This window comes from Kitasatospora sp. NA04385 (assembly GCF_013364235.1).
GTDB lineage: Bacteria > Actinomycetota > Actinomycetes > Streptomycetales > Streptomycetaceae > Kitasatospora.
In genome coordinates this window covers 4,504,532-4,519,614 of the sequence record NZ_CP054919.1, presented here as the reverse complement: position 1 = coordinate 4,519,614, position 15,083 = coordinate 4,504,532, and the positions used below count along the sequence as shown (strand labels likewise).

The following is a 15,083-nucleotide window of genomic DNA, read 5'->3' as shown; positions in this document are numbered from 1 at the left end:
GGCCTATCCGCGCCACCCCCACCCCGGCCCGGCCCGCCCCCGACTCCCGACGGGCCGGGCCGGGCCGGGCCGGGCCGGGCTACCTGCGGTCGATCCCGGCGAGGTCGTCCCGGCGCAGCGCCCCGAGCAGCCCGGCCAGCAGCGGCAGGGCCAGGGTGAGCAGCGCGACGGTCGCCCAGGGCACGTCGGCGAGGCTCACCGCGGGCCCGCCCATCACCCCGGCGGCCCGGGAGCGCAGCAGGGCGAAGGCCGGGACGAGGCCGCTGACGGTGCCCAGCACCGCGCCGAGCAGGGCGATCAGACCGGCCTGCAGTCCGGCGACGGTGCGCCGGGTGCGCGGGCGGGCGCCGATCGCCGAGAGCAGGGCGCGTTCGCGGCGGGCGTCGGCGGCGGCCAGCGCGGTGGAGACCACGGCCGCGCCGAGCACCACCAGCCCGGCGAAGCCGCCGAGCGCGACCCGCACCGTGCTGTCCTCCGGGACGAAGCCGCGCTCCACGTGGAACTCGGCGTACGGGGCGAGCCGGGCGACGGTGGCGGCGGCGCGCTGCCGGGCCCGCTCGCCGACCGGCGCGGACGGCAGCCAGACCGCCCCGGCGGGCTCGGCCTCCAGGCCCAGCCGGCGGACCGTGTCGGGGGTGAGCACCAGCGGCGCGTAGCGCTGCCCGACCGGGCGCTCGACCAGCACCGCGTCCACCCGCAGCTCCTTGGGCGCGCCCGCCTCGCCCTGCGTCCGCAGCACGGCCTGCCCGTCGTGCAGGTAGGACGGGTCGGTGACCACGGCCTTCCCGGCCAGCAGCGCCTGCTCCGCGCGCGGGTCGTGCAGCGCCAGCAGGTTGTGCAGCACGGGGGCGTCCCCGACCACGGCCTCGGTGGTGACGGCCGCCCCGTAGCGCTGGCCGCCCTCGGCGTAGACCAAGCCCCAACATCCGTCGCAGAACACGTACTTGGCCTGGTAGAGGTCCGCGCGTTCGCCGAGGTCCGGCAGGTCCTGCGGCAGGGCGGCGCGCAGCTGCGGCAGCGCGTTCACGTCGCCGTGCACGGTGAGCCGGACGGCGCCGACGGGCTGTTCCAGCCGGTAGCCGGCCCGGTCCTGGGCCTCCGCGCCGGTGGAGTGCACGCCGACCGCGACGGCGCCGGCCACCGCGGCGAGCACGGCGGCCACCGCGGGCGCGGTGCGCGAGCGGTGCCGGGCGGCGTCGCGCAGCGCCAGCCGGGGGCCGACCGGCAGTCGGCGGGCGAGCCGGCCGAGCAGGGCCAGCAGCAGCGGGGTGAAGAGCAGCAGTCCGAGTTCGGCGAGCACCGCGCCGCCCAGCACGGACAGCGTGCGCACGCTCAGCCCGGCCAGCACCGGCGGTCCGGCGACCGGTCCGGCGACCGCCCCGTACAGCGCCAGCGCGGCGCCCAGCAGGACGGCGGCCAGGCCGAGCAGCGGGGTGCGGCGGGAGGCGCGGCGCACCGGGTCCCGGTCGGTGAGCCCGGCGAGCACCTCGCGGCGGCCGGCCTGGAGCGCGGGCAGCAGGGCCGCCAGCACGGCGGTGACGACGCCGACGGCGGCGATCGCCAGCAGTTCGGTCGGGCGCAGCGTCAGCTGTCCGAACCGGCTGCCGCCCCACTCCTCCAGCCGGGTGCGCAGCACGGCCACCAGCCCGGCGCCGAGCAGCGCGCCGAGTGCGGCGCCGACGGCGCCGAGCACCAGGCCGCCGCCGAGCACCACGGCCCGCACGTGCCCGGGCCGACCGCCGGCCGCGCCGAGCAGCGCGAGCTGGCGGCGGGCCCGGCGGGCGCCGACCGCGAAGGCCGGCCCGGCCAGCAGGGCGACCTCCAGCAGCGCCATCGCGGCGGTGGTGGCGGCGGTCATCAGGGCGCGTTCGCGTTCGCCCTGCGCGCCGACGGCCTCCTGCCGCTCCAGCGCCTCGGCGGGCGGGTGGGCGGCGACCTGGCGGGCGGCCATGGTGTAGCCGTGCGCGTTGAGCTGCCGCACCCGGGACCAGTCGAGCAAGGTGCCGGCGGGCAGGGTGACCAGCCAGGCGGCCTTGCGGGCGGCGGCCTGCTCGGCGGACGGGGCCTGCGGGGCGAGCCCGGCGGCGGCCTGCGCCTCGTCCAGCTGCCGGTACAACTCGCCCGGGCGGGCGACGAGTTCGACGGCGTTCAGGTCCGCGGGGTGCTCGACGGTGCCGGTCAGGGTGAACGGGGTGGACTCCAGGCCGCGGACGGTGACGCGGTCGCCGATCCGCAGCCCGGTGGTGGACAGGAAGGCCCGGGTGGCGGCGGCCTCGTGCGGGGCGGCGGGGGCCCGGCCGGACACCAGGTCGATCCGGCCCTGCCAGAGGCCGCCGGTCAGGTCGGCCTCGAAGGTGTCGGCGGGGGCCAGCCCGTCGACGGTCCGCACCGAGGCGACCGGGCCGGTGCGGGCCGGGGTCAGGGTGCTGCCGGGCGGCAGCAACTCGCCGAGCAGGGTGGTCGGTTCGGTGTCGGCGGCGCGCCGCTGCTCGGCGCTCGGCTCGGCGTCGGGGCGCTTCGGCAGGGTGCGGACGCCGTCGGCGGGGAAGACCGCCTGCTCGATCGTCCAGCCCGGGTCGTACGCGCCGACCAGGGCGTCGGCCCGGCCCATCAGCCGGTCGGCGCGCTGCTCGGCGGTCAGCTGTCCGCTGCGGTGCACCACGTCGACGCCGGTCGCGCCGAGCACCGGCAGCGCGATCATCGCGGCGACCAGGGCGCTGCGGCCCTTGGCCCGCCAGGCGTCGCGGCGCGCGATCCGCAGCACCGCCCGCAGGGCGCTCATCGGCGCACCGCCTCTTCGTCGATCCGGCCGTCGCGCAGGAAGACCACCCGGTCCGCCCAGGAGGCGTGGGAGGCGTCGTGGGTGACCATCATGACGGCCGCCCCGGCGTCGCAGCGGGCCCGCAGCACCTCCAGCACCGCCTCGCCGGTGGCCGAGTCCAGCGCCCCGGTGGGCTCGTCGGCCAGCACCAGCCGGCGCTGCCCGGACAGGGCCCGGCCGATCGCGACCCGCTGCTGCTGGCCGCCCGACATGTCCTCCGGGAAGCGGTCGGCGAGTTCGCCGATGCCCAGCTCCTCCAGCACGGTCAGCGCCTCGGCGCGGGCGGTGCGGGCGGAGACCCCCTCCAGCTCGCGGGGCAGCGCGATGTTCTCGGCCGCGGTCAGGGCCGGGAGCAGGTTGTACGACTGGAACACGTAGCCCACCGAGCGGCGGCGCACGTCGGCCAGCCGGGCCCGGCTCAGCCCCTCCAGCGGGGCGCCCTCCACCAGCACCCGCCCGCGGGAGGGCCGGTCCAGGCCGCCGGCCAGTGCGAGCAGGGTGGACTTCCCCGAGCCGGACGGGCCCATCACCGCCAGGAACTCCCCGGCCCGCACCTCCAGGTCGACCGGGTGCAGCGCGTGCACCTCGGCCGCGCCCCGGCCGTGCACCCGGCCGACCCCCTCCAGGCGCAGTACGGCCTGCGCGTTCGATCCGGTCATGGCTCCCCCTCGGAACGGCGAAACGTCTTGCATACCGAGTATGTATAGCCGCCGGACGCCAACTACTCAAGTGTGCGGCATAAGTCGGCGGACTACATATAGGCTGGATCACACCGCGGCGCATCCGCCCCGCACCCCGAGGAGCAGAATGAGCGCCATGACCGCACCGCTGTCCGCGCGCTGGCACGTCCTGCTCACCCGCTGCGGCGCCACCGCCGACCCCGAGCCCTACGCCCGCGACCTGCTCACCCGCTGGGCCGAGCCGCAGCGCCGCTACCACACCACCTCCCACCTGGAGGCCGTGCTCGACCGCGTCGACGAACTCGCCGACCACGCCGACGACCCCGACGCCGTCCGGCTCGCCGCCTGGTTCCACGACGCCGTCTACCGCCCCGACCGCTCCGAGAACGAGGAGCGCAGCGCCGCGCTCGCCTGCCGCGCCCTGCGCGAGGCCGGCCTGCCCGAACCGCTGGTCCACGAGGTCGACCGCCTGGTCCGGCTCACCGTCACCCACCACCCGGCCCCCGGCGACCGCAACGGCGAGGTGCTCTGCGACGCCGACCTCGCCGTCCTCGGCGGCCCGCGCGAGGCGTACGACGCCTACGCCGCCGCCGTCCGCGACGAGTACTCCTTCGTCCCGCCGGACGCCTTCCGCGCGGGCCGCGCCACGGTCCTGCGCCAACTCCTCGCCCTGCCCGCCCTCTACCGCACCCCCGAGGGCCACGCCCGCTACGACGCCCGGGCCCGCGCGAACATGCACCGCGAACTGGCCGCCCTGGAAGGCTGATCCCCCGCCGGGCGGGCGATCACCCGGGCGCCGCGCCCGACCCGGCGGCGCAGGAACGCAGTTCGTCCGGTGACACGTCACCGACCAGGTGGGACCGCCACCTGCCGCGACCGGACCGGCCCGGGGGCGGCGAGGATCAGACGAGCCCGCCGACCGGGGCGACCGCGACGCCGCGCTTGCCGCACACCCAGTGCGGGTCCGGGCCGAGCTCCGGCTCGACCCCGAGCGCGTGCGGATCGTCCTCCTCCTCGGCGCAGGCGGTGCACAGCGGCCAGCGCCCGTACGACTCCAGCAGCGCGTCCTGGACGTCCTGGGCGATCAGGCCGAGGACGAACTCGCACCCGGCGGGCCACTGTTCGAGCCACCAGCGGCGGTGCGTGACGGCGTCCTCCACCAGCGAGACGATCGCCGCGTCGGCGACGTCCCGGGCGGTGAGGTCGGCGAGGATCAGCGCCCGGGCGCTGTGCAGGGCGGCTTCGATGTCGGAACTGGCCATCCGCCCATTGTCCCAAAGCGCCGCGGCGGCCGGGAACGCCGTGAGGGCGGCCTCACGAAGGAGGCCGCCCTCACGAGCGAACGCGTGGAACGTCGGATCCCGGAGGATCAGAAGTCCATGTCACCGCCCGGCATGCCGCCGCCGGCGGCCGCGGCGGCCTTCTCCGGCTTGTCGGCGATGACGGCCTCGGTGGTGAGGAACAGCGCCGCGATGGAGGCGGCGTTCTGCAGCGCGGAGCGGGTGACCTTGGCCGGGTCGATGATGCCGGAGGCGACCAGGTCGACGTACTCGTTGGTCGCGGCGTTCAGGCCGTGGCCGGCGGGCAGGTTGCGGACCTTCTCGACCACGACGCCGCCCTCGAGGCCGGCGTTGGTCGCGATCTGCTTGATCGGGGCCTCCAGGGCCACCCGGACGATGTTGGCACCGGTGGCCTCGTCGCCCTCCAGCTCCAGCTTGTCGAACGCGACACCGGCCTGCAGCAGGGCGACGCCGCCACCGGCGACGATGCCCTCCTCGACGGCGGCCTTGGCGTTGCGCACCGCGTCCTCGATGCGGTGCTTGCGCTCCTTGAGCTCGACCTCGGTGGCCGCGCCGGCCTTGATGACGGCCACGCCGCCGGCCAGCTTGGCGAGGCGCTCCTGGAGCTTCTCGCGGTCGTAGTCCGAGTCGGAGTTCTCGATCTCGGCGCGGATCTGGTTGACCCGGCCGGCGACCTGGTCGCTGTCGCCGCCGCCGTCGACGATGGTGGTCTCGTCCTTGGTGATGACGACCTTGCGGGCGGTGCCGAGCAGGTCGACGCCGGCGTTCTCCAGCTTGAGGCCGACCTCCTCGGAGATCACGGTGCCGCCGGTCAGGATGGCGATGTCGCCGAGCATGGCCTTGCGGCGGTCGCCGAAGCCCGGGGCCTTGACGGCGACGGACTTGAAGGTGCCGCGGATCTTGTTCACGACCAGGGTCGAGAGGGCCTCGCCCTCCACGTCCTCGGCGATGATGACGAGCGGCTTGCCGCTCTGCATGACCTTCTCCAGCAGCGGGAGGAGGTCCTTGACCGAGGAGATCTTGGAGTTGGCGATGAGGATGTACGGGTCCTCGAAGCTCGCCTCCATGCGCTCCAGGTCGGTGGCGAAGTAGGCGGAGATGTAGCCCTTGTCGAAGCGCATGCCCTCGGTGAGCTCGAGCTCCAGGCCGAAGGTGTTGCTCTCCTCGACGGTGATGACGCCTTCCTTGCCGACCTTGTCCATGGCCTCGGCGATGAGCTCGCCGATCTGGGTGTCGGCGGCCGAGATGGAGGCGGTGGAGGCGATCTGCTCCTTGGTCTCCACGTCCTTGGCCTGGGCCAGCAGCTGGTCGGAGACGGCGGCGACGGCCTTCTCGATGCCGCGCTTGAGGGCCATCGGGTTGGCGCCGGCGGCGACGTTGCGCAGACCCTCGCGGACGAGCGCCTGGGCCAGCACGGTGGCGGTGGTGGTGCCGTCACCCGCGACGTCGTCGGTCTTCTTGGCGACCTCCTTGACCAGCTCGGCGCCGATCTTCTCGTACGGGTCCTCGAGCTCGATCTCCTTGGCGATGGAGACACCGTCGTTGGTGATCGTGGGGGCGCCCCACTTCTTCTCCAGGACGACGTTGCGACCCTTGGGGCCGAGCGTGACCTTCACGGCGTCGGCAAGCTGGTTCATGCCACGCTCAAGGCCGCGGCGGGCTTCCTCGTCAAAGGCGATGATCTTGGCCATCAGAAGTGGTCCTCCGGGACACGGTCGACTGCTCGGACCAAGGGGTGCCCGCGACGGACGGCCCAGGAGAGCGGGGGTCCCTTCCCCTACCGCTTCCGGGGCCTCACCGGCCCGGTCCGTTTGTCACTCTCACACTGTGAGTGCTAACGCCAATGATTAGCACTCTGGGGTGGCGAGTGCAAGCCCATGGGGGCTCCGGCGGCGGCCCCGGCGGGAAACCGCGGGGCCGCCGGGGAAAGCCGACAGGCCCGCCCCGGACGCCGTCGCGTCGGGGCGGGCCTGTCTGTGCGTCTGTGCGGGGTCGTGCGGTCAGCCGGTGCCTCAGGCGCCGGCGGCGCGGACCATGTCGGCCTGCGGACCCTTCTGACCCTGCGAGATCTCGAACTCGACCCGCTGGCCCTCTTCCAGGGTGCGGTAGCCGTCCATCTGGATCGCGCTGTAGTGGACGAACACGTCCGCTCCACCGTCGACCGCGATGAAGCCGTAGCCCTTCTCGGCGTTGAACCACTTGACGGTGCCCTGAGCCATTCCGAACTCCCCTTGTGCTGTGCTGGCCCTTCAGAGATCCGCGGGACGCGGACCCGGAGGTCTGGAAGACCGGCCTGGGGACTCCCCCCCGTACGGCGCAGCCTCTGTCGCGGCTGAATGTATCCGGATATGCGCCCTGTGCAACAGGCCCAATTTCCGGGGAAAGTCCGGGCCGGTCGGGGGATATCGCGGGGCGAAAGGCGCACCGTCCGACAATTGCCACCGGACATAACGGACGGGGTACCGCAAAACGCCGCCACAATTCTGACGGCGGCCTGACAGAACGGGCGGCCGCGGGCGGCGACGTACGGCGGGCGGCCCGGTACCCGTCTCAGCGCGCGGGACGGAACGGGGTCCTGCACGGGCGGGGCGCGGTGCGGAAAACGAGGATTGAACCGGGCCGCGGAGGGGAACGGCCCCGACCGAGACTCTACTCCCCGGCTCCCGGCCGAATTGCGGCGCCCCGCCCGGAGGGAAAGCCGCAGGTGCGCGGGCATTGTCCCCGGTACGCACGAAACCGCCGCCCGGTCCGGACAATTGAATTCCGAACCGAACGGCGGTCGCGGTAATGCGGGGCGGTCAGCAGCCGCCGGCCACCGCCGGAATGATCGACACCGAGGCGCCGTCCTTGATCTCGGTCTCCAGGCCGTCGGCGAAACGCACGTCGTCGTCGTTCACGTACACGTTGACGAAGCGGCGCAGCTTGCCGGTGTCGTCCAGCAGGCGGGCGGCGATGCCGGCGTGGTTCGCCTCCAGGTCCGCGATGACGGCGGACAGGGTGGCGCCCTCGGCGGTCACCTCGGCGGCGCCGCCGGTGTAGGTGCGCAGGATGGTCGGGATGCGGACGGTGGCGCTCATGCGGTGCTCCTCGGGGCGTGGGGTGTCCTGCGGCTGGGGGTGTCCTGCGGCTGGGTGTCAGGCGGTGGCGAGGCCGGCGGCGCGGAAGGACTCCAGCGTCGGGCGGATCACCGCGGTCATACCGGCGTCGGCGACCGCGTCGAGGGTCTTGAGGCCGTCGCCGGTGTTGATCGCGACGGTCTCCTTGGCCGGGTCCAGCTGACCGGTCTCGACCAGCTTCTTCAGCACGCCGACGGTCACGCCGCCCGCGGTCTCGGCGAAGATGCCCTCGGTGCGGGCCAGCAGCTTGATCGCCTCGACCACCTCGACGTCGGTGACGTCCTCGACCGCACCGCCGGTGCGGCGGGCGATGTCCAGCACGTACGGGCCGTCGGCCGGGTTGCCGATCGCCAGCGACTTGGCGATGGTGTCCGGCTTGACCGGCTTGATCACGTCGCGGCCGGCCTTGAAGGCGGCGGAGACCGGGGAGCAGCCCTCGGCCTGGGCGCCGAAGATCTTGTACGGCTTGTCCTCGACCAGGCCGAGCTTGATCAGCTCCTGCAGGCCCTTGTCGATCTTGGTGAGCTGGGAGCCGGAGGCGATCGGGATGACGAGCTGGTCGGGCAGCCGCCAGCCGAGCTGCTCGCAGATCTCGAACGCCAGGGTCTTGGAGCCCTCGCCGTAGTACGGGCGCAGGTTGACGTTCACGAAGCCCCAGCCCTCGCCGGCCGGGTCGCCGATCAGCTCGGAGCAGAAGCGGTTCACGTCGTCGTAGTTGCCGTCGATGCCGACCAGCTCGCCGCCGTACACCCCGGCCATCACGACCTTGCCCTGCTCCAGGTCGTGCGGGATGAACACGCAGGACTTGAAGCCGGCCCGGGCGGCCGCGGCGCCCACCGCGCCGGCCAGGTTGCCGGTGGAGGAGCAGGACAGCGTGGTGAACTCGAAGGCGCGGGCGGCCTCGATCGCGCAGGCCACCACCCGGTCCTTGAAGGAGTGGGTCGGGTTGCCCGAGTCGTCCTTGATGTGCAGCTGCGCGGTGAAGCCCAGCTCGCGGCCCAGGTTGTCGGCCTTGACCAGCGGGGTCCAGCCCGGGTTCAGGTTCGGCTTGCCGGCCACGTCGGCCGGGACGGGCAGCAGCGGGGCGTAGCGCCAGATCGACGCCGGGCCGGCCTCGATCCGCTTGCGCAGCTCCTCGGCGTCGTAGCCCTGGTAGTCGTAGGCGATCTCCAGCGGACCGAAGCACTCGAGACAGGCGAAGTCCGGACCGAGCGGGGAACGCGCACCGCACTCGCGACAGGACAGCGCGGTCGCGGGACCGAGGTCGACGGTGGATGCGGCGGTGTCAACAGCCATGGTGGCGAGGCCCTTTCTCCTCATCTTCCCCGGATCGCGGTCGCGTCCGGGACGGAATTGGCACCTGTCCCGCCGGGCCTGCTGGCCGCGCGGGAGGGTTGCCGGGACTTCGACGGGCCGTTCCCTCAGTCCCTCTGGATGAGCTCTGTGAAGTTGTGGTCGTACGCTGCGAGCGACCCCCGCGTGCGAAGGCGCGCCTGCAATACGAAGACTGTATCCGAAGGCCCGTGCGGACCGACCCCCGCGTCCGACACCCGAGACGAACCGAGACAGGGAGCGAGACTTGCCGGAGCAGCCCGAGCCCGGGGTACTGCCGGAGGCGGCCGACTGGCTGCGCCGCCGTTCGTGGACGGCCGCCGACCGGCCGCTCGACCTGCTGCTGGAGGCCAAACGCGCCGCCGGCCCGGCCGGCACCGTCAGCGTGGTGCTGCCCGCCCTGGACGAGGAGTCCACCGTCGGCGAGATCGTCACCGCGATCCGCACCGAGCTGGTCGAACGCGTCCCCCTGGTGGACGAACTGGTGGTGGTCGACTCCGGCTCGCAGGACGGCACCGCCGCCGCCGCGGCCGCCGCCGGCGCCCGGGTGGTGCACCGGGACGACATCCTGCCCCGGCTGCCCGCCGAACCCGGCAAGGGCGAGGTGCTGTGGCGCTCGCTGCTCGCCACCAGCGGCGCGATCGTCTGCTTCGTCGACGCCGACCTGCGCGAGTTCGACCCGGCGTTCGTCTCCGGCATCGTCGGCCCGCTGCTCACCGACCCGGACCTGCACCTGGTCAAGGCCATGTACGACCGCCCCTTCGAGGCCGACGGCACCGTCGTCCCGGCCGGCGGCGGCCGGGTCACCGAACTGGTCGCCCGCCCGCTGCTCAACCTGCACTGGCCGCAGCTGGCCGGCTTCGTCCAGCCGCTCGGCGGCGAGTACGCGGCCCGCCGCGGCCTGCTGGAGCGGCTGCCCTTCCCGACCGGCTACGGGGTCGAGCTGGGCCTGCTGGTCGACGCCCTGGAGCTGGCCGGGCTGGACGCGCTGGCCCAGGTCGACGTCGGCGTGCGGCACCACCGGCACCAGGACGGCCAGGCCCTCGGCCGGATGGCCGCCACCATCTACCGCACCGCCCTGGAGCGCCTGGACCGCACCCACCGCCTCAAGGCCGACCCGGACCTGGTCCGCCCGCTGCTCACCCAGTACACCCGCACCCCCGGGGGCTTCACCCCCCGCACCCACCCCGTCCCCGCCACCGAACGCCCCCCGATGGCCACCGTCCCCGAGTACCGCAACCGCTGAGCCGCCGCCCCGCGTCCGTCCCGGCGTGGAACCCACCCCGCGCCCCGGGCGCCCCGGCGTCGGCTGCCTCGCCCTGCTCCTCGCGCCCGTCCTGGGGTTCCTGGTCGAGACCCGGGTGCTGGGGCTGATCGAGGACACCTGGTCCGACTGCGCGGGCGTGGCCCGGCAGGTCGCCCACGACCTGACCGACGACCCCCGGTTCGACGTGCTCAGCCCGTACGCCTTCGGCTACCTGCTGCTGCCGCCCGCCGCCGTCCTGCTGGCCCGGTGCCTCACCCGCCGCTCCCCCGACCTCCTCACCCCCGCGCTCGCCGCGGCCTGCGCCGCCCTGCTGGCGGCCCTCACCGTCGCCGCCGTCGACCTGGAGCGCAACCTGACCCCGCCGCACGGGTTCTACCTGCCCGCGAACTGCCCCGACGGCCGCCCGCCCTGGCTGCCCGGCTTCCTCCCGGCCCGCGACTCCGGGCCGCCGATCGGCTCCGTGACCGGCGGCTGACCCCGAGAGTTCACCCGGCGCGGGCCGCGCCGAGTGGTTTGGTCCGCTGGTCGCACGGCAAGGTTGGCTGTATGGCCGATCACGTGTCCGAACGCCCCCAGCAGTCCGGAGCCGCCCCGATCCTGGTGGCCTCCAACCGCGGGCCGGTGTCCTTCCGCTCGGAGGACGACGGCACGCTGACCCTCCGCAGAGGCGGCGGCGGCCTGGTCTCCGGGCTGTCCGCGATCGACGACCCGAACGCGGTCTGGGTCTGCGCCGCGCTCTCCGACGCCGACCGCACCGCCGCCCGGCAGGCCCCCGAGGGGCGGCTCGACCGGGCCGGGCACGACGTCGGCGGACAGGCCGTCCGGATGCTGGACATCGATCCGGAGACCTTCGCCCGCGCCTACAACGGCGTCGCCAACTCGACCCTCTGGTTCGTCCACCACCTGCTCTACCAGACGCCCCTGCAGCCCGCCTTCGACGCCGGTTTCCGCACCGAGTGGGCCGCCTACACCGCCTACAACACCGCCTTCGCCGAGGCGCTCGCCGCCGAGGCCGCCCCCGGCGCCGCCGTCCTGGTGCAGGACTACCACCTCTCGCTGGCCCCCGCGCTGCTCCGCGAACTCCGCCCCGACCTGCGGATCGGCCACTTCTCGCACACTCCCTGGGCCCCGCCGGACTACTACCGGCTGCTGCCCGACGACGTCGCCGCGGCCGTCCTGGAGGGCATCCTCGGCGCCGACCGGGCCGCCTTCCTCACCCGCCGCTGGGCCCTCGCCTTCGCCGACTGCTGCGCGGCCGTCCTCGGCGCGGAGGTCGACCGCGACGCCCTCACCGTCACCCACGGCGGCCGCACCACCCGGCTCGGCGTGCACGGCCTCGGCGCCGACGCCGAGTTCCTGCGCGAGCGCTCCCGCCGGCCCGACGTCGACGAGCGCCTCGCCGCCCTGCGCGCGGCCGTCGGCGACCGGCGCACCATCGTCCGGGTCGACCGCACCGAGCTCAGCAAGAACATCGTCCGCGGCCTGCTCGCCTACCGGCACCTGCTGCGCACCCGCCCCGAGTGGCTCGGCAACGTCGTCCACGTCGCCTTCGCCTACCCCTCGCGCACCGACCTCGCCGAGTACCGCGACTACACCGCCGAAGTGCGGCGCGTCGCCGAGGAGATCAACGCCGAGTTCGGCACCGACGACTGGCAGCCGCTCGTCCTGCACGTCGACGACGACTTCCCGCGCTCCCTCGCCGCGTACCGGCTCGCCGACGTCGCCCTGGTCAACCCGATCCGGGACGGCATGAACCTGGTCGCCAAGGAGGTCCCCGTCGTCTCCGACCGGGGCTGCGCCCTCGTGCTGTCCCGGGAGGCCGGCGCCCACGCGGAGCTCGCCGACGACGCGATCACCGTCAACCCGTACGACGTGATCGCCACCGCCGACGCGCTGGCCGAGGCGCTCGCCATGCCCGCCGGCGAACGCGCCGACCGCACCAAGCGCCTGGCCGCCGCGGCCACCGCGCTCCCGCCCCAGCAGTGGTTCCTGGACCAGCTCGACGCGCTCCGGTAGCCGCCGGGCCGGGGCGCGGGGAGCCGAACGGTCCTCCGCGCCCCCGGCCCGGCCCGCTCAGTGCAGCAGCAGTTCCGTCAGCCCGTTCAGCAGGTCGACCACCCCGGCCGGCCCGGCGACCACCAGGTCCGCGCGTTCGGCGAGTTCGGCGACCGGGGGCTCGCCGGTGACGGGGCCGCTGCAGACCAGCAGGCCCGGGTGGCCCGCGGCGCGGCGGTCGGCGACCTCCGCGTAGGCGGCGAGGTCGCCGAGGTCGTCGCCGGCGAAGACCACCGGGCCCGCGTCCCGCTCCGCCAGGAAGCCGCGGAGGGCGACGCCCTTGTCGACCCCCGGCGGCCGCAGTTCGAGGACCATCCGGCCGGGTTCCACCACCAGCCCGTTGCGGCGGGCCAGCGCGTCGAGCGGGCCGCGCAGCCGCTCCAGCAGCGCGTCCGGCTCGGGGGCCCGCCGGGTGTGGACGGCCAGCGCGCGCTCCTTGTCCTCCACGAAGGTGCCCTCGGGCACGCCCAACCCGCGCAGCAGCGAAGGCAGTTCGTCCCGCACCACGGCCACCCCGGGCGGGGGCGGGGCGGCGGTGACGGCGTTGCTGCGCGCGTCCCAGCGCTCGGCGCCGTAGTGGCCGAGGACGGTGAGGTGTTCGAGCCCGGGGACGTCCGCGAAGCCGCCGTACGCGGCGGCGGTCGCGGCGGGCCGCCCGGTGACCACCACGACCGCGCCGACCAGCGGGGCGAGCGCGGCGAGGGCCGGGACGACGCCCGGGTGGGCGCGGGCCCGGTCGGGGTCGGGGACGATCGGGGCCAGCGTGCCGTCGAAGTCGAGCCCCACGACGGCGGACTTCGGGTCGGCGAGCAGGCCCGCCAGTCCGGTCCGCCCCGCCCGGGTCGTGATCTGTGCAGCGATTCCCATGCCCCGACGCTACCCGCCCCCGGGGGTCGGCAGCCCTCCGGCCGCGTCACTGCCTGGCGTCGCGCCGCTCCTGCCGGACCCTGCGCAGCCGGTTGACCAGGACCGGGTCGTGGGCGAGCGCCTCGGCGCGGTCGAGCAGGGCGTTGAGGAGCTGGTAGTAGCGGGTGGCGGAGATGCCGAGCTCCTGCCGGATCGCCTGCTCCTTGGCGCCGGCGGTCCGCCACCCGCGGGCTTCCAGCGCGAGTACCGCCCGGTCGCGTTCGGTCAGTTCGGCCATGCGTCCAGGCTAGGTCCCCGGGCCGTCAGAACCCCGGCGGCCCGGCGGCCCCGGTCAGCCCTGGCGGGCCTTGGCCGACTCGGCGGTGGCGTCGGACTGCAGGTCGCCGAGCACCTGGTCGCCGCCGCCGCCCTTCACGGCGTTGCCGATGCGCTGCTTGATCAGGCTGCTGACCTTGTCCCAGGAGGGCGCGCCGTAGGGGTAGAAGTCGGCGTTCGGCAGGTTGTCCAGGAACTTGACGAGGTCCTGGTGCTGGGGGTTGTCGCGCATGTCCGTCAGGGTGTCCTGGGTGACGGGGAGCATGTTGTACTCCTCGTCGAAGTCCAGGGTGTTCTGCTTGGAGAGCGCGAAGTTGAGGAACTTCTTGATCTCGGCCCGGTGCCCGTTGGCCTTGAAGGCCATCAGCCAGTCGGCCACGCCGAAGGAGACCTCCTTGACCTCCTCGTTCTTGCGCGGGATCGCCGCGGTGGCGTACTGGATGCCGGCCGCCGCCGCGTCCTTGAGCAGCGCGGGGTGGCCGTTGAGCATGGCGACCTCGCCCTTGGCGAAGCCCGCGAAGGCGGCCTTGCGGTTGACCGTGCCGGGGTCGGGGTAGGTCAGGCCCTTGTCGACCAGGTTGGTGCGCAGCCACTTGAAGGTGTCGCGGTTCTGCTGGCTGTCGATGGTGTAGTTGCCGACGCTGTCGGAGATCGAGCCGCCGCCGCTCATCGTCCAGAGCATCGACTCGGCCTGGGCCTCCTCGGGGCCGAGCGGCAGCGCGTACGGGGTGACGCCCGGCACCTTGGCCTTGATCAGCTCGGCGTCCTTGCGCAGGTCGTCCCAGGTGACGGGCGGGGTGGTGATGCCCGCCTTCTCGAAGATCTTCTTGTTGTAGACGAAGACCCGGCTGGAGGAGATGAACGGGATGCCGTACTGGCTGCCGAGCACCTGGCCGGCCCGGTTGAAGGAGTCCAGCAGGTTGGCCTGGGCCTCCATGGAGAGCACGTCGCCGACGGGGTAGAGGCGCTCGGCGGCGACCTGGTCGGCGAAGCCGCCGGTCTGCACGATGTCGGGGGTGTCCCCCTTGGCGATCAGGTCGGCGACGTGCTTGTCGATGTCGTCCCAGGAGACCACGTCGACGTGCACCTTGATGCCGGAGTTGGCGGCCTCGAAGTCCTTGGCGACCTTGTTCCAGTAGAGGCTGCTGCTGTTGGAGGCGTTGGTGCCGTAGTCGGCCGCGACCAGGTTGAGCGTCACCCCTCCCCCGTCGGACAGGAGGCCGCAGCCGGACAGCAGGAGGCATCCGGCGAGGGGCAGAGGGATCAGCGCTGATCGCTTCAAGGGGGGACCGCCTTCGGGAGGGTGACAGGCGCGACCCTGGCAGTTAC

Annotated in this window: 14 protein-coding genes and 1 riboswitch; of the genes, 4 read left to right on the top strand and 10 right to left on the bottom strand. The window is 74.1% G+C overall.

Going from position 1 to position 15,083, the window contains the following annotated elements; translation table 11 throughout:
• Positions 1-79: 79 nt before the first annotated feature.
• Positions 80-2,782, bottom strand: coding sequence for an FtsX-like permease family protein (locus HUT16_RS20270; protein WP_176189535.1), 2,703 nt, complete (start codon positions 2,780-2,782; stop codon positions 80-82).
• Entirely contained in the window at positions 2,779-3,480 is a 702-nt protein-coding gene (locus HUT16_RS20265; protein ID WP_176189534.1) for an ABC transporter ATP-binding protein, read from the bottom strand. Before HUT16_RS20265 ends, HUT16_RS20270 begins: the two co-directional genes overlap by 4 nt.
• A 157-nt stretch (positions 3,481-3,637) precedes the next feature.
• Between HUT16_RS20265 and HUT16_RS20260 the strand changes: the two genes are divergently transcribed.
• A complete protein-coding gene (locus HUT16_RS20260; RefSeq protein WP_176189533.1) occupies positions 3,638-4,267 on the top strand; it encodes a hypothetical protein in 630 nt (209 codons plus the stop codon).
• A 136-nt stretch (positions 4,268-4,403) separates the two neighbouring features.
• On the opposite strand, the gene HUT16_RS20255 is transcribed toward HUT16_RS20260, so the two are convergent.
• From HUT16_RS20255 to thrC, 5 genes are all read right to left on the bottom strand, one after another.
• Positions 4,404-4,763 (bottom strand): hypothetical protein, encoded by a 360-nt coding sequence (locus tag HUT16_RS20255; protein ID WP_176189532.1) that lies wholly within the window; start codon positions 4,761-4,763, stop codon positions 4,404-4,406.
• 107 nt (positions 4,764-4,870) lie between these two features.
• Positions 4,871-6,493, bottom strand: coding sequence for a chaperonin GroEL (gene groL / locus HUT16_RS20250; protein ID WP_123553427.1), 1,623 nt, complete (start codon positions 6,491-6,493; stop codon positions 4,871-4,873).
• Between the two features lie 321 nt (positions 6,494-6,814).
• Entirely contained in the window at positions 6,815-7,021 is a 207-nt protein-coding gene (locus HUT16_RS20245; RefSeq protein ID WP_014137493.1) for a cold-shock protein, read from the bottom strand.
• A gap of 579 nt (positions 7,022-7,600) precedes the next feature.
• Entirely contained in the window at positions 7,601-7,879 is a 279-nt protein-coding gene (locus HUT16_RS20240) for a MoaD/ThiS family protein (RefSeq protein ID WP_033220742.1), read from the bottom strand.
• Positions 7,880-7,936: 57 nt separating this feature from the next.
• Positions 7,937-9,214 (bottom strand): threonine synthase, encoded by a 1,278-nt coding sequence (thrC, locus tag HUT16_RS20235; RefSeq protein ID WP_176189531.1) that lies wholly within the window; start codon positions 9,212-9,214, stop codon positions 7,937-7,939.
• A gap of 17 nt (positions 9,215-9,231) precedes the next feature.
• Positions 9,232-9,359: riboswitch (SAM riboswitch) on the bottom strand.
• A 138-nt stretch (positions 9,360-9,497) separates the two neighbouring features.
• On the opposite strand from thrC, the gene HUT16_RS20230 reads away from it, so the two are divergent.
• The 3 genes from HUT16_RS20230 to HUT16_RS20220 all read left to right on the top strand — a co-directional run bounded on the left by HUT16_RS20230 (position 9,498) and on the right by HUT16_RS20220 (position 12,533).
• Positions 9,498-10,496, top strand: a complete 999-nt coding sequence (locus HUT16_RS20230) for a glucosyl-3-phosphoglycerate synthase (RefSeq protein WP_254897900.1) — start codon at positions 9,498-9,500, stop codon at positions 10,494-10,496.
• Between the two features lie 25 nt (positions 10,497-10,521).
• Positions 10,522-10,992 (top strand): hypothetical protein, encoded by a 471-nt coding sequence (locus HUT16_RS20225; RefSeq protein WP_176189530.1) that lies wholly within the window; start codon positions 10,522-10,524, stop codon positions 10,990-10,992.
• A 71-nt stretch (positions 10,993-11,063) separates the two neighbouring features.
• Complete coding sequence (locus tag HUT16_RS20220) at positions 11,064-12,533, top strand: trehalose-6-phosphate synthase (RefSeq protein ID WP_176189529.1); 1,470 nt, start codon at positions 11,064-11,066, stop codon at positions 12,531-12,533.
• Between the two features lie 57 nt (positions 12,534-12,590).
• Here HUT16_RS20220 and otsB read toward each other — a convergent pair whose 3' ends face one another.
• Genes otsB through HUT16_RS20205 form a run of 3 tightly spaced genes read right to left on the bottom strand, consistent with a single transcriptional unit; the run spans position 12,591 to position 14,952 of the window.
• Complete coding sequence (gene otsB, locus HUT16_RS20215) at positions 12,591-13,439, bottom strand: trehalose-phosphatase (RefSeq protein ID WP_176189528.1); 849 nt, start codon at positions 13,437-13,439, stop codon at positions 12,591-12,593.
• 46 nt (positions 13,440-13,485) lie between these two features.
• A complete protein-coding gene (locus HUT16_RS20210) occupies positions 13,486-13,716 on the bottom strand; it encodes a DUF3263 domain-containing protein (RefSeq protein WP_176189527.1) in 231 nt (76 codons plus the stop codon).
• A gap of 54 nt (positions 13,717-13,770) precedes the next feature.
• Positions 13,771-14,952: an extracellular solute-binding protein gene (locus HUT16_RS20205; RefSeq protein WP_254897899.1), complete on the bottom strand. Its 1,182-nt coding sequence runs from the start codon at positions 14,950-14,952 to the stop codon at positions 13,771-13,773.
• Positions 14,953-15,083: the final 131 nt, after the last annotated feature.

Coding starts and splice junctions, on each gene's coding strand:
- HUT16_RS20270 (WP_176189535.1), bottom strand. CDS start 2,782: ATGAGCGCCCTGCGGGCGGTGCTGCGGATCGCGCGCCGCGACGCCTGG.
- HUT16_RS20265 (WP_176189534.1), bottom strand. CDS start 3,480: ATGACCGGATCGAACGCGCAGGCCGTACTGCGCCTGGAGGGGGTCGGC.
- HUT16_RS20260 (WP_176189533.1), top strand. CDS start 3,638: ATGACCGCACCGCTGTCCGCGCGCTGGCACGTCCTGCTCACCCGCTGC.
- HUT16_RS20255 (WP_176189532.1), bottom strand. CDS start 4,763: ATGGCCAGTTCCGACATCGAAGCCGCCCTGCACAGCGCCCGGGCGCTG.
- groL (WP_123553427.1), bottom strand. CDS start 6,493: ATGGCCAAGATCATCGCCTTTGACGAGGAAGCCCGCCGCGGCCTTGAG.
- HUT16_RS20245 (WP_014137493.1), bottom strand. CDS start 7,021: ATGGCTCAGGGCACCGTCAAGTGGTTCAACGCCGAGAAGGGCTACGGC.
- HUT16_RS20240 (WP_033220742.1), bottom strand. CDS start 7,879: ATGAGCGCCACCGTCCGCATCCCGACCATCCTGCGCACCTACACCGGC.
- thrC (WP_176189531.1), bottom strand. CDS start 9,214: ATGGCTGTTGACACCGCCGCATCCACCGTCGACCTCGGTCCCGCGACC.
- HUT16_RS20220 (WP_176189529.1), top strand. CDS start 11,064: ATGGCCGATCACGTGTCCGAACGCCCCCAGCAGTCCGGAGCCGCCCCG.
- otsB (WP_176189528.1), bottom strand. CDS start 13,439: ATGGGAATCGCTGCACAGATCACGACCCGGGCGGGGCGGACCGGACTG.
- HUT16_RS20210 (WP_176189527.1), bottom strand. CDS start 13,716: ATGGCCGAACTGACCGAACGCGACCGGGCGGTACTCGCGCTGGAAGCC.